The sequence below is a fragment of the Paenibacillus sp. 2TAB19 genome, assembly GCF_052115185.1.
In the GTDB taxonomy this organism is placed as follows: Bacteria; Bacillota; Bacilli; order Paenibacillales; family Paenibacillaceae; genus Pristimantibacillus.
This window is the reverse complement of record NZ_JBFRGE010000075.1, coordinates 1-14,656: the sequence shown is the minus strand read 5'-3', so window position 1 is coordinate 14,656 and position 14,656 is coordinate 1. Positions and strand designations below refer to the sequence as shown.

The 14,656-nt window shown below is 50.8% G+C and carries 8 protein-coding genes; 6 read left to right on the top strand and 2 right to left on the bottom strand.

The window, feature by feature from the left end; all coding sequences use genetic code 11:
* The first annotated feature begins 422 nt into the window (after positions 1 to 422).
* From AB4Z33_RS24820 to dgoD, 5 genes are all read left to right on the top strand, one after another.
* Entirely contained in the window at positions 423 to 6,989 is a 6,567-nt protein-coding gene (locus tag AB4Z33_RS24820; protein ID WP_442052463.1) for a chitobiase/beta-hexosaminidase C-terminal domain-containing protein, read from the top strand.
* 27 nt (positions 6,990 to 7,016) lie between these two features.
* Positions 7,017 to 8,729, top strand: coding sequence for an S-layer homology domain-containing protein (locus AB4Z33_RS24815; RefSeq protein ID WP_442052462.1), 1,713 nt, complete (start codon positions 7,017 to 7,019; stop codon positions 8,727 to 8,729).
* 96 nt (positions 8,730 to 8,825) lie between these two features.
* Positions 8,826 to 9,242: an Rrf2 family transcriptional regulator gene (locus AB4Z33_RS24810; RefSeq protein ID WP_442052461.1), complete on the top strand. Its 417-nt coding sequence runs from the start codon at positions 8,826 to 8,828 to the stop codon at positions 9,240 to 9,242.
* Positions 9,243 to 9,340: 98 nt separating this feature from the next.
* Entirely contained in the window at positions 9,341 to 10,195 is an 855-nt protein-coding gene (locus tag AB4Z33_RS24805; RefSeq protein WP_442052460.1) for an SDR family oxidoreductase, read from the top strand.
* 146 nt (positions 10,196 to 10,341) lie between these two features.
* Positions 10,342 to 11,490 (top strand): galactonate dehydratase, encoded by a 1,149-nt coding sequence (dgoD, locus tag AB4Z33_RS24800; RefSeq protein WP_442052459.1) that lies wholly within the window; start codon positions 10,342 to 10,344, stop codon positions 11,488 to 11,490.
* 91 nt (positions 11,491 to 11,581) lie between these two features.
* On the opposite strand, the gene AB4Z33_RS24795 is transcribed toward dgoD, so the two are convergent.
* The gene (locus AB4Z33_RS24795; RefSeq protein ID WP_442052458.1) at positions 11,582 to 12,097 is read right to left on the bottom strand and encodes a hypothetical protein; all 516 of its coding nucleotides are present in this window, start codon (positions 12,095 to 12,097) and stop codon (positions 11,582 to 11,584) included.
* Between the two features lie 10 nt (positions 12,098 to 12,107).
* Complete coding sequence (locus AB4Z33_RS24790; protein WP_442052457.1) at positions 12,108 to 13,157, bottom strand: LacI family DNA-binding transcriptional regulator; 1,050 nt, start codon at positions 13,155 to 13,157, stop codon at positions 12,108 to 12,110.
* Positions 13,158 to 13,282: 125 nt separating this feature from the next.
* Here AB4Z33_RS24790 and AB4Z33_RS24785 point away from each other — a divergent pair, with 125 nt between their 5' ends.
* The gene (locus tag AB4Z33_RS24785) at positions 13,283 to 14,644 is read left to right on the top strand and encodes an FAD-dependent oxidoreductase (protein ID WP_442052456.1); all 1,362 of its coding nucleotides are present in this window, start codon (positions 13,283 to 13,285) and stop codon (positions 14,642 to 14,644) included.
* Positions 14,645 to 14,656: the final 12 nt, after the last annotated feature.

Genomic DNA, 14,656 nt, shown 5'->3' with positions numbered 1-14,656 from the left:
CTTTATTTTCACAATTTCAGCCGAGTTGTTGACGAAAATCGATCCATTTAACAACTTTAATTTATTTGTCGTCGATTTTGAAATATCGAAAATGCTTGAGTTTACTGGATATTAGTTAAAAAACTTTATTTTCCCGCATTATCCGCATTAGTCAACAAAAAGTTCAACGGTATTGTTCACTCGTGCCTCATTTGTTCATTCGCTAAAAGTAAGATTTGTATATCCAATTTCTATATATTCACTATATTTGCGAACGGCATATTTGCTAGCATTATATTTGCAAACGCTTTCAGTTGAGTGTTGGAGGTAAGCGTCCGTAGTCAAAATCCCGGCCTTCGCGGGGAAAAAACAAAACGAGGAGAATGATTATGAAATCTGGACGATGGAAAAATGCTAGGAAAAAGCTTAGAAGGCAAATGCTTATGCTGTTCATATTGAGCATAGTCTTAAGCACGTTGCCGCCGCTGCATGAAGTCGGCGCGGCCGAAGCGGACGAGCTGGCGGGCATGGTGGCTCATTACCCGCTCAATAGTACATATCAATATACGAACAAGCTTAATGCGAGCCAGAGCTTGAGCGGCAGCGAAGTAGTCTGGCGCACGGATTATGTTTCCTTAGTGAATCCGGGGAACGCGAATAATGGACATATAGCGGGGACCAATCCGGGAACACCCGTAACGGGAAGAAAACTGTCTTTTTCGCTGGACATTAAGCTGAACAAGACACAGACTCGTACAACTACTGCGCAAAATACGCTTTTTTCCTATGGCGCTAGCAATGATACCAATATTACCCTCAGGCCTTACTACGGCACTGGCACGGCCGCCGTCGTCCTGAAGCGGAACGGGACGGATTCCGTAGTGGCGTCATTCCYGGCACCGGCAGTCGATATGTGGCACAACTATGCCATTTCACTGGACGGTACGGCCGGCACAGGCAAGCTGATTGTCTGGGTTGACGGGGTAAAGGCAGCGGAGGTAGCATCGAACGGAATCGGGGCCGACGAGATCGGCAACGGGCAATTCCGTCTCAACCGCACGATCAGCACTTTCTCCAATCTGGACTCGCACTACCGCGATGTTCGCGTGTTCAACGATGTTCTGGATGGGGATGACGCGCTTGTTTTGGCGAGTGAAATTCGGAGCTTTGCATGGAACGACTTGCTCGCTTTGAAGCCGCTGACAGATGGTCAGGCCGTTCGCGGCAATCTATCGCTCGTTCGCGATGCCAATCTGACCTGGACCTCAAGCGACAACGCCGTGATCGACGCAAGCACAGGCACGGTGACGCGCCCGGCAAAGGGTACGACTCCACAGGATGTAACGTTGACGATGAATTGGTTTGATTACAGCCAGTCCTACAACGTAACGGTACCGCCATATGATGCCGGCGATATGATCATCGCCAATTTTAATTTCGACGACGCAACTAACGGGCTTGTGGGGGGAGGAGCGAAAGCGGCTGCTCAAGGCACGGCAAGTTATGCCGATTCGTTTGAAGGCAACGGCAAGGCAGCCAATATAAGCAGCGGCTTCTGGCTGAATGCAACCAAAACGGATGGATCGCCGCTCCTAGCAGGACTTAGCGAGCTGACGATTTCTTATGACAGCAAGACGGCCGGAGGCAGCGGCTGGACGTTCTTCGCCGCCCCGAACACGACGGCGCAGACGTACCAGAACGAGCGTTACGTTGCCATTATTGACGGAACGTCTTCCTTAACCGTGGAACGTTATTCTAACAGCGGCACGCGTCCGGCGAGCGCGCAAGGAAGCAGCGGCACGGAGTGGAAACATGTGGATGTGGTGCTCACGGCGGCCGACAGCAAAATTTATATCGATGGCGAGCTTAAATCAACCGTGGCAAGCAGCTACGGCTTGACGAATATTTTGACGGCGACTGGCGGCATCCTCCAGATCGGGAAAGGCAACTGGGGCTCGGGCGAATATTACGCGGGTTTGATCGATAACTACCAAATTTTCAACAAAGCGCTCACGCAGGATGATCTTATCGAGTACAGAGTGACGAATATTTTGCCTCGAATATCGCCTGCCTCGGGACAAATCTATGGTCCCGTTACGATTTCTCATCCGGCAGGCAACAAGTTTATTTATTACACGACCGATGGAACGGAGCCTACCCTGGAGAGCACGCCGTATACGGGCCCCTTTGAAGTGGTAAGCGGCGCGACGGTTAAAGCGGCCGCCATAGCTCCGAACGGAAACAGCAGCGAAACCGTGACCGTTAACTATTACGGCAGTCAGTGGTCGGCTACAGCGAACGCGTTCAGATTGGACGGCCAGACAACGGTAAATAACGTCAAAGTTTCTTGGCCGGAGATCGCGGGAGCAAGCTATTACGAAGTGTATCGGGGCAATAAATTGATCGATCGGACGACGGGCGATACGATGGACGATTATGGTCTCGAAGCAGATCAAGATTACGTATATACCGTCAAGGCGATCAGCGGCAGCGCCCAAGTGGGACTAGCCGATACCAATACGGTGCATACGTTCTCGTACGATCCTTTGGCAATCACGAAGAAGAAGAACAACTATAACGGAGCGGACAGTCTGGGCGCAGGCGATACCTACGGGGTGAAAGTCGGCGATACGTGGTACCACTATGCGTATAGAGCATCGACCAACGAAGAAACGGGCATTGTAACGACCGGCATCTATGAGATGACTGGAATCGATGGACGAACTTACGGCAACGATCGCCTGCTTGGTTCTTTCGAGGATATGCGGGTAGAAGGCGCCGGGTATACATGGAATCCCAATACGGGCAAAGTGATTTTGACCGCCCACGAGGAAGCAAGCAGCGGCTATGCGAGGGCGCATATCTTCATCGGCTCGGTTACTCCGGGCGGCGGCGACTTTGCTTCTACTTACAGAGGTCGTCCGTTTGACAACGATTCGAGGGACATGTCGATTTTCGTGGACGATGACCAAACGGCGTATATTTTGTTCGCCACGCGCAATAACAGCGATATCGCGATTCTCAAATTAGACTCGGGTTGGGAGCAGCCCGTTGAAATCGTAAATACGGTTTTCGTAGATAAGCATAAAGAATCGCCTACTGTCGTTAAGCACGAAGGACGTTATTATTTCTTCGGCTCCACGGCCAACGGCTGGTATCCGAGCCAGGGAGAATACGCTTCAGCTGTTTCTTTAGACGGGGAGTGGACGCCGCTTCGACCGATCGGGAATGGTTCTTCCTTCGCTACCCAAGCCAATGGAGTAGGAAAGTGGACGGGGACGAGCGGACAAGTCGCCTACGCTCAGAACGGTTTCCACTGGGGAGCGCAGTATGCAACGAATTATAAGGATCCGATGGGCACTTATGCGAGGTTAGCCCCTATGGTGTTCCATGACGGGATTGCGACAGCCGACTGGTTCAAGCAGTTGGATCTGGATCCTGTCCACGGGATGATTCCGGTTCAAGCGGGACAATATCTCTCCCTAGGGAAAAATGCGACCGATTCCCAAGGACTTGATGCGAAAGCAGTGACGGACGGATCTGACTTGGCGACAGCGCCGCGCGTGCAGCATAGCGCTCTTGGCTACAATATCGTCATTGATTTGGAGCAAAATGCCTTGTTGTCCGAAATTAATCTGACGACCCGCGTGGTGCTCGGTTCGGACGCCGTCTATCGCTACAAGCTGGAAGGCAGCGCCGACAAGTCGAGCTGGACGCAGCTCGTTGACGGATCGGCCAACAATGTCGTCGGCTTCGTTACGAATCCGATAACCGACACCGGCCATTACCGGTATGTCCGCTTAACCGTAAGCAACATTATCAACGTGCATAACGGACAAGTCGCGACTTGGGCCGACGGTATTATTGAGCTGGCGGTGTATGGAACCCCGCATATCGATAAATCGGCTCTCCAGGCAAAATACGACGATAAAAAAGATACGGTGCAAGCCAATTATGTGAACGCGACTTGGAAAAAGATTACGCGAGCGCTTGATAACGCGGAGGTAGTATTGGCGGATAATTCCGCGACGCAGTGGATCGTAGACCGCGCAGTGCTGCAGATCGAAGAAGCTTTCAAATGGGCACTGACCGTTCAGCCGAGCAATGTAGTTGATTATTCCTCCGCAGGCGTGCCGGTCGGGGAAACGTGGTACGATACCGAAGGAAATCCGATCCAAGCCCATGGCGGCGGTTTCCTGCAGCAGACTGCCGGCGACGGCAAGCCGATCTATTACTGGGTGGGAGAAAACAAAATTCATAACAGCGCCGTCTTCCACGCCGTGGCATTGTATTCATCGCGCGACTTGGTCAACTGGACTTATGAAGGCGACATTATCGATTCATTCAACGAAACGGTAGAGGGCGCGGAATTCGGTCTGTTGGATAACAAATGGGAGCGTCCGAAGCTGCTATACAACGAAAAAACGAGTAAATACGTTCTCTATGGCCATTGGGAAACGGCGAACAGCTACGCGAGCAGTCAAATCGCGGTAGCGACCGCGGATTCTCCGGCAGGACCGTACACGTTCCTGGGGCATTGGCGTCCGGGCGGCACTTTGCGCAACTGGCGCAGCGACGGAGGCATCTTCTCCGATTCGGAATATTACAAGACGAGCGGCGTCAAGGTATCGGTTCCGACAAGCGTGCAAAACGATGAGACTCAAATGGGTTATTTATCGCGCGACTTCACGGTATTCGCCGATGATGACGGCACGGCTTATCTCGTATCGGCGGAAGGACATTCCATGAGGGTTCACCGACTCAATGATGAGTATACGGACGTCGACTTTACGACCTACGACTTCAGCGACCCTGCAACGAAAGCAGTCGAATTCGAATCGTACAGCTTCTACAACGATGTTGGACGGGAAGCGCCGGCGGTCGTGCGCGGCGATGACGGATACTATATGGCTGCCTCGGGACAATCGGGATGGCTGCCTAACCAAGGAACGATCAGCTATACGGCTGATCTTAAAGATCCGAATGGCTGGACTCCCGTCAAAGAAAACGGTTTGATTCTTGAGAAATACACGTTCGGCAACAACAGCACGTATTACAGCCAGCCGACCAACATTATGAAATTAGTCAATGAATCTGGTGAAAATACGTACGTTTACATGGGAGACAGATGGCGCTCGGGACAGCTGTCCGACTCGCGCTACGTGTGGCTGCCGATTTCGTTCGACGAGTCGGAGCAAACAGCTTCGATTACGTACACGACGGGCTGGAAACTGAATGCGACGACCGGAAGCGTACAGTTCCCGCAGGTACAGCTCGTATCGCAAGGCAAGAGCGCGACAATCACGAACAATGACTCGGTGGGCGGGATCGAATACTCCAATGACGGCATTGCCTACAATTTAAGGACTTCCGGCGATTCGACCCATTTCTTCGGCGGGTTAGTCGGTCCTTACGAATACACGGTTGATCTCGGGGACATCTACGACTTATCGCGGATTGACGTAGCTTACAGGCTATACAACGGTTCGGAAATGTACCATAAGTATCAGATATATGGCTCCACCGATAATACGAACTGGACGGAGCTCGTCGACAACAATGCCAATACATGGGCAGGATTCAATTCCGATAAGCTAAGCGGCAGTTATCGGTACGTGAAGCTCAAAGTGAACGAGGTAAGGCGCGTCAACAACAATGCCATAAGCAACAGCTGGGGAAGCGGGCTCGTCGAGGTGGAAATCTACGCCAAGTCGGCCGAGCCGTTAGAGGTGACCTTGCCAAGCGCTGATTTGGAATCGGGCGCTTATCTCTATCCGCAGCAAGTGTCGCTCACTCACGAGATCGAAGATGCGGAGATCTATTATACATTGGACGGAAGCACGCCTGACTCTTCCAGTACGCTTTATACGGAATCGATTGCATTGCCTATCGGGGAAGTAACGCTTAAGGCCATTGCCGTCGTTGACGGCGAAAGCAGCGAAGTGCTGGAGAAAGCGTATGTCATTACGGTGGATCGTACAGCCTTGGCGGCGGCTATCGAGACGGCTGAAGAGCTTTACGAGGACGATTATACGGCAGCCAGTTGGAGCGATCTCGAGCAAGCGTTGATTCTGGCCATTATTGTTCGCGATAACACAGCAGCGACGGAGCAGCAGGTTACCGAAGCTTTGGACGCTTTGCAAGCAGCGGTGGACGCTCTGGAGCTTAGTCACCCCGCGACAACTCCCGTATTTTTATCGGGACCGCGAAGCGTTGTTTTCAATCAAGAGTTCGACGTTGCACTGAGACAAAATACGGTAACCGAAAGCGTATATGCGCAAGATTTCACTTTTCATTATGATCCGGAGCAGATCGAGTTTGTTTCTTACGAGCCGTTGAAGGCAGGTTTCTCCATCCTGGATGCGGATACGGATACGCCAGGACAAATCAGATTTACCGCGGTTGATCTATTGGAGGAACAAGGACAGAGCAGTCCTGTCGATATTCTGAAAGTGAAGTTTAAGGCGAAGCAACTGGATCAAGCCGCAACCGGCAGCGTGTTCCTATCGAATGTTATTTTAGCGAACGGAGCAGGACTTGAAACTGAGGTAACGGATGACATCATTTACGATTTTGATATCGAGGCAGTTTCGAAAACAGCCTTGGAAGCAGCGATCGCGAATGCGCAAGTCCTGCATGATTCCGCTGTTGAGGGGAACGAGGCAGGGCAATATCCGGCAGGCTCAAGGGCAGTTCTGGAGACGGCAATCGATAATGCGATTGAGGTGCAAAACGATAACGCGGCGACACAATCCGAAGTGAATCAAGCGCTAATTGAATTGAATGAAGCGGTTGAAACCTTTGAAGCACTCGTTATTTCCGGACTGGTAGGCGATTTGAACGGCGACGGTGTAATTGCGGTTGGGGATTTGGCCCTATTGGCAGCGTCCTACTATGGAAAAAACAATTCCGATGCCGATTGGGACTTGTACAAGAAAGCGGATTTGAACAATGACAACGCCATCGACATTGAAGATTTGCGTGCATTGGCAGCATTGATTTTGGGATAAACGCAATTAGAAGGGAAGTGCAATGGATTGAAAAAAAGAATATCGACAATCGGACTAGTTATGCTAATGCTATGCACCCTATGGCCAACTGCATCATTCGCAGCGCAGGGACCCGATTTTTATATCGCCGTTTCTAAATCGAAAGTAACTGTCGGGAACCAAATCGAGGTTGAGATTCGAGCCAGCAACGTTCAGGCCATGGTAGCCTACGAGCTTAATCTAAGCTTCGATTCTGCGTTGGTGACACCGGTCGGCAGCTCGTTCACAACGAATTTGAGCGGTTTTAGTACGATAGTGAATCCCGAATTGTTAAATGGCGGACATCTGCGGGCAGTATATACAAAGCTTGGCAATGCCGCAGGCGACAATGGAGATCTCGTATTAGGCAAAGTTAAATTTACCTCCAAGGCAAAAGGTACGGCCGCTTTTACGCTGGATCAAATAAAGATCGGTCAAACAGGCGACCAATGGGCAACCTATACTCCGAATGTTCAAGCTAGCGTACAGATTGCCAGCAGCAGCGGCAACGGTAGCGTCGGGGGCGATTCGTCCCCCGAGCCTAAACCGGATAAGGGTCCTGTCGAAGTGAAGGACGGAGCCATAACAGCTACCGGCAGGGCAAATGAGGATGGAACGCTCGTCGTGAGCCTTTCCCCCGAGGATATCGCGCAAGCAATTAAGTCGGCGAAATCCGATACGATTACGATTGAAGTGAAGTCGGAGTCGGGAACGGAAGCAGAAGGAACAACGATCGTGATCCCTGTGAAGGAGTTGGCTGCCAATACCGGCAATATGGAGCTGGCTGTCAAGTGGGGCAGAGTAAAGGTGCGATTCCCCGCCAAACTTAACGAGGGCGTTATAGGGGCTGACTCGCAAGCGGTTGAAGTTGCTATTCATTCTGTCAATGAGACGGAAATAGCGGACTCGGCCAAGCAACGAATCAAAGGGGATATCGTATTCGATATCGACATGAAAGTTGATGGAAGGGACGTTCAAACGTTCGGTCCGGGCCATCCGGTTACGGTGGAAATTGACTATACTCCGCTACAAGGGGAGAAAACGCATCAATTGATCGTATACCGCATCATGGATAACGGGGAACTGGCAATTGTGAAGAACGCCAAATACGAGCAAGGCGTTCTGAAGTTCCAGCCGGAATCGAGCGGACGTTATGCGGCAGCTTATGTAGACGTATCGTTCACCGATCTGAACCAAACGGCGTGGGCTCGCACGATGATTGAATCGCTAGCGGCAAGGGAAGTATTGCAAGGCGTCGGTCAAGATCGCTTCGCGCCATCGCGTACCGTCACGAGAGCCGAATTCGTGGAGCTGCTCCTCAATGCGCTGCAGTTGAAAGAGAAGTCTTCGGATGAAAGCGGCTTTGCCGATGTGGATCAGGACGAATGGTACTTTGATGCCGTAACGACGGCTTCCAGGCTTGGCATCGTGAGTGGAAAGTCGGATGGAAGCTTCGGAGCGAAAGAAGAGATTTCCCGCGAAGATATGGCGGTTATGTTATCTCGCGCATTCCAGTATGCCGGGTTAGCAATCGATACGAGCCATTCCTCTGGGCATACCTTCTCCGACGAGGAGAAGATTGCATCCTATGCGCAAGAGGCGGTTGATCGCTTGTTCGCAACGGGTATCATCCAAGGATTTGAGGACGGCAGCTTCCAGCCGAAAGCTTCGGCGACGCGCGCGCAAGCGGCAGCCGTCATTTACAAGCTTCTAAATCTTTAAAAAAAGAAACGGGATGGAGCAGAGATCAGATCTGTTCCATCCCGTTTGACAAAACGAAAAGTTGTAACTATAATGATTACAACGGTGGTGATAAACATGAAGCAGATTAGCACGCGCTTTTCGATGGCTGTTCATACTCTTTCCCTGATTGCGGTTAGCCCGGGCGAATTGACGGGGGATTTCATAGCAGGCAGCGTAAATACGAACCCGGTTGTGATTCGAAGGATTATGGGCATGCTAAAAAAAGCGGGGTTAGTCGACGTTCGTCCTGGCGTTGGAGGAGCTTCATTGCGAAGAGCACCCGAAGACATCACGCTTCTAGATGTTTATCGCGCTGTTCATGTAACCGAAGAAAATCAATTATTCCGGATTCATAATGATGCGAATATACGCTGCCAGGTTGGACGGAATATTGAGGCGGTGCTCCAATCGGAATTGGTTGAAGCACAGACTGCTTTGGAACAAAGGCTCGCTCAAACGAGCTTAAACGATCTTGTCGCAAGGTTTACTTAAATGGAAGCTCTTTAGGAGCTTTTGTTTTTGAATTTGTTGTAACAAGTTTTGTTATAACAAATGTAATTACAACAATACATTTTTGGAGGGAATATGAGATGAAACTATTAGTGACTGGCGCTACAGGGAAATTGGGAGCAAAAATCGTAGATACGCTGTTGAAAACCGTACCGGCAAACGAACTGGCGGTCAGCGTCCGCAATCCTGAGAAAGCGGAAAGCTTGAAGGCGAAAGGCGTAGACGTTCGATACGGCGACTTCGACAAGCCGGAATCGTTGGACACGGCATTCACGGGAATCGATCGTTTGCTCATTATATCCGCAGACGGGGATACCGAAACTCGAATTCGCCAGCATACGAATGCAGTTGCTGCAGCAGAGCGTGCAAAAGTCGGGTTTATTGCCTATACGAGCGCGACTAATGCAAAGGAAAGCAAGTTGTTCCTTGCCGAAGTACACCGTTTCACGGAAGAAGCTATCATCCAAACGGGTATTCCGTATTCTTTCTTGCGAAACAACTGGTACTTAGAGAATGAAATAGGCAGCATTCAAGGCGTAATCGCCGGCGCGCCGTGGGTCACATCCGCGGGTAATGGCAAGGTGGGCTGGGCATTGCAGCAGGATTACGCGGAAGCAGCCGCAGCCGTATTGGCGGGAACTGGACACGACAATTCGGTCTATGAGCTATCGGGTCCGTCGCTGACGCAAGAAGAGTTCGTGTCCGTGCTAGGCACGGTACTGGGTAAGGACGTGCCTGTGTTGCAAGTCGACGACGCCAAATATGCGGAAATCATGAAGGGCGCGGGCATTCCCGACTTCGTGCTTCCTATTCTCTTAGGCATCCAGCAAGGCATTCGTGAAGGCACGCTTGAGATTGAAAGCGATGATTTCGAGAAGCTGCTCGGCCGTCCGCTTACGCCTATCAGCGAGGGCCTCGCTCAAATCGTTAAATAAGTTGTTGTTTAGGAAACCGACCTTTCGTGATGAAAGGCCGGTTTTTTTTGTAGTTATCTATTGCTAGAATCKGTCTGTTAATCATAAAGTAGATTTGAGACTACTTCGCATCTGCAAGCCTACAAACTTATTTCTGGGAGGATATTATGAAAATTCAAAGCTATGAATTGTTCCAAGTACCCCCGCGTTGGCTTTTTCTAAAAATAGTAACGGACGAAGGGATAGCAGGCTGGGGCGAGCCGGTCGTGGAAGGACGTGCAGACACGGTGAAAGCCTGCGTCCACGAACTAATGGAATATATGATCGGCAAAGATCCGATGCGAATCGAGGATCATTGGTCGATGCTGTATCGCTCCGGGTTTTACCGCGGCGGCCCGATCCTCATGAGCGCTATTGCAGGGATTGACCAAGCGCTTTGGGATATTAAAGGAAAATTTTATAATGCTCCCGTCTATCAACTGCTAGGCGGCGCTTGCCGGGATTCGATCCGCGTTTACTCCTGGATTGGCGGAGATCGGCCGTCCGAGGTTGCGGAAGAAGCGAAGAAGGTCGTATCCGCCGGATTTACGGCTGTTAAGATGAACGGAACGGAAGAGCTGCAATATATCGATTCCTATGACAAAATCGACGAAGCAGTCGCCCGGATTGCAGCGGTACGGGAAGCCTGCGGCACGTCCATTGGCATCGGCATCGACTTCCATGGCCGCGTGCATAAGCCGATGGCCAAAATTTTGGCGAAGGAACTGGAGCCGTTCCGCCCGATGTTCATTGAAGAGCCGGTCCTCTCCGAAAATAACGAGGCGCTCAGGGAGCTGGCTAAGCACACTTCCATTCCGATCGCTACCGGAGAGCGGATGTTCTCTCGCTGGGATTTCAAGACGCTTCTTGCCGACGGCGTTGTCGATATTATTCAACCGGACTTGTCTCATGCAGGCGGAATAACCGAATGCAAAAAAATTGCCGCGATGGCGGAAGCCTACGACGTAGCATTGGCGCCGCATTGTCCGCTTGGCCCGATCGCGCTCGCGGCTTGTCTGCAGGTGGATGCGACGGCCCATAATGCGTTCATTCAGGAGCAAAGCCTCGGCATCCATTATAATGAAACCGGCGATCTTCTCGACTATATTACAGACGCCTCCGTGTTCGACTATAAGGACGGTTATGTGAAGATTCCTCAAGGTCCGGGATTGGGGATCGAGATCAACGAGGAACATGTTAGGCAAATGGCAGCCGTGGGGCATAATTGGAGAAACCCCGTATGGCGCCACAAAGACGGCAGCATCGCCGAATGGTGATGAGCTTTTCTACTCAATAGTAATGCGAAAAAAAGCCATTCCGATGACTGCCGCAGGCAGCTGGGATGGCTTTTTTATGCTGCATAATGATTCAGGTTTTGACAAATCCTTTCGCGTGATCCGGGTTGTCTATCATGAATTTTGCTTCCGATTTATAGCTGTCTAGTTTCTCGTATACGCTCTTGGATTGATTCGTGCGTATGCCGACAAGTACTTTTTGATAAGTATTCAATGTAACAAAAAGTTCCTCAGCGTCTAAGATAGGCAGGTACTCCTTGTATGTTTCATCTTCGCTGCCAGACTTTGCATAGAACACGCCTCTATGCTCTTCGTCTAGAAAAAGGTCTTGAACGGCTTCGGAATAAATAGAAGATACGATATCATCTTGGATGGTAAAAGGATTTGTTTTCGTCATTGGCGGTATGACTAAGGCAATGCCGTAAATAACAAAAACGCCAACGCAATTCAGTGATAGCGAAAGTAATAGTTCATTAAATTCGAATTCGTCATCCCATATCATCAACAGGACGTCGATAGCCGTTACAACGAGCGACATTTTCACCAGCATAAAAAGCGATGAATGGATAAAGGTTTTAGCGGTAGTCATGTTTTCCTCCTTATTTGTTTAAATGCCGAATGCTCCTGCCTGGATCGAAGTCGCCTTGCAGACGGATATGCTCGTAGGGGAGCGATGGATTGGCGATTCGCCAAATCATCCGATCGCCTGCACGGCAGCCGGTTTCACGAATCGGAAGGTCAGGCCTAGCAATATCCGGCATTCCACCCTGCACGTTAGGTTCAAGGCACACGATCGAGTAATCGGTGGGGATTCGCTTGCCAGCCGCGTGACAAGCCAGATAGGTCCGCGTTAAGGCTAGCTCGGTTGCGCAGATGAACGCAGTAGGCTCGTATCGCTTTACATGATCAAGCCAGCTTTCCGTCCAACTTTCTAACGAAACGTCAGAACGAAGCATTTGCTCATCCGGGTTGACCTCGATTCCGAGATCGTCCATGCTGTCGCGAAACGCCATCCATCTAAGCTTATATCCTCGCCTGCTCTTCACATCTCCTATGTACATGATTTTGTTATGTCCGCGTTTAACTAAGTAATCGACAGATTGCTGCATAGAGTTGAACACATCCCAAATTACGCTGTCAATCTTCGCGCCGAACGGCGGGAAATTCAACAGAATCCGAGGCAGCTCAAGTGCAATGAGTTGGCGTTCAATCGCTGCTGGGATCAGCGGAGAAATAAAGATTCCGTCTGCATACATGATTTCATTTTGCAATAACCACGACGAGAAGCGTTCATCGCCGCTTAGGCCATCGGGTACAAAACAAAGCTCGATCTTGTGGCCAACCTCGGCAAGTCTGCTCTGAATGCCTTCCAGCAAGGGCTGATGGATCGTTAATGTAATGTCTTGTCCGGAAGCGAGCAGCATAATAAATCGGCGTGACTTTGATGGGAAAAGCGGAATGCCGTCGAGCGACATGCTCCTCTCCTGCTCTTTGGTCCGGTAGCCTAACTCATTAGCGGCTTGCCTGACGGCATGCCGGGTTTCCTCCGACATGCCGGGCAAGCCTCTAAGCGCCTTCGATACCGTATGGACGGTTAAATGAAGCTTGTCGGCGATGTGCTGTAAAGTCACTTTTTTGCGAATGGCCATCTATTATTCTCCTTATTGACGGGATATAAATGAAACTAAAATGAAACTAAAAATAAGCAAAATTGAAGCTTATACTGATTATACATGGAACAAAACAATATTGAATATGGGGAGCGTTGTAGGCTATGAATACGTATCGATTGCAAGAGGAAGCCATTCCGGTTAGTAAGGAAATAGATGTCGTTATCGTAGGAGGAGGACCGACAGGCATAGCTGCTGCCATTGCCGCGGCAAGGAATGGGGCGCGTACGCTGCTGATCGAGCAGCGCGGATTTCTAGGGGGAATGGGAACGGTCGCCCTCGTGCCGGCCTTCTGCCCGTTTACAGATAAAGTGAAGCCTGTCATTCGGGGAATTGGTCTGGAATTGATGGAGCGAATGAAACAGAATTGCAAGGAAGAGTACCGCGAGCTATATGAAGAGTTGCTGGATTGGGTGCCGATCGACGCCGAGGTATTGAAACGAGTCTATGACGACTCCGTTCTAGAAAGCGGCGCCGAGTTGCTCTACCACACCTTCGTCGGCCAAATCTGCATGGACCCATCCGGCACTGCAATTGAAGGTGTCGTTATCGTGAACAAGTCGGGAAGATCATTCGTGAAGTGCTCCTATGTAATCGATGCGACAGGCGATGCGGACATCGCGGCCATGGCAGGCGTTCCGTTCCACAAAGGCGGAGAACAGGGGGRGCTGCAGCCGGGAACGATGTGTTACCTGTTAACAAACGTTGATCGTGATCGCTTTAATCAGTATCTCGCGGAGAGCGGGGACACGGGCCAAATTCCAATCGCTGTTCAGAAGGCGCAAGCGAATGGCGATCTGCCGGAGGGGCGCAAAGAAGTATCCGGCTTCGCATGGGTATCCGATTATTTGGTAGGCGTTAATTTCGGCCACATCTTCCATATCGATGGTACGAAGGCAGAGGATCTGACTCGCGGAGCGATTGAGGGCCGCAGGAAAGTAAAAGAGCAGCTGCGGTTTCTGCAGACTTACGTACCAGGCTTCGAGAATGCGCATCTGATCTCCACAGGCGAGCAGATCGGCATTCGGGAGACGAGAAGAATCGTCGGCGATTATGTACTGACGCAGGAGGACTTCATGGAGATGCGCAGCTTCCCGGACGATATCGCGAGGAATGCGTATTTTATAGATATTCATATGGCGACCAGCAGAGATAGGATGGCGATCCATCACTTGCCGCCGGGTCGATCGCATGGCGTCCCATACCGTTGCTTGCTGCCGGTCGGCATCAACAATCTATGGGTAGCGGGACGCGCAGCTTCATCCGATCGGGTCGTTCAAGGCTCGCTGCGCGTCATGCCGAATTGCTTCGCCATGGGGCAAGCTGCGGGTACGGCAGCCTATTTAGCCGGGTTGAACGGACTTACCACAAGGGAAGTAGCGATTGACGAGCTGCAGCGGCTGCTTATTAAGCAGGAGGCATGGCTGGGGGAAAAACTCCATGAGAGTCTCGGTGTTACTCAATGATAGACTATATAA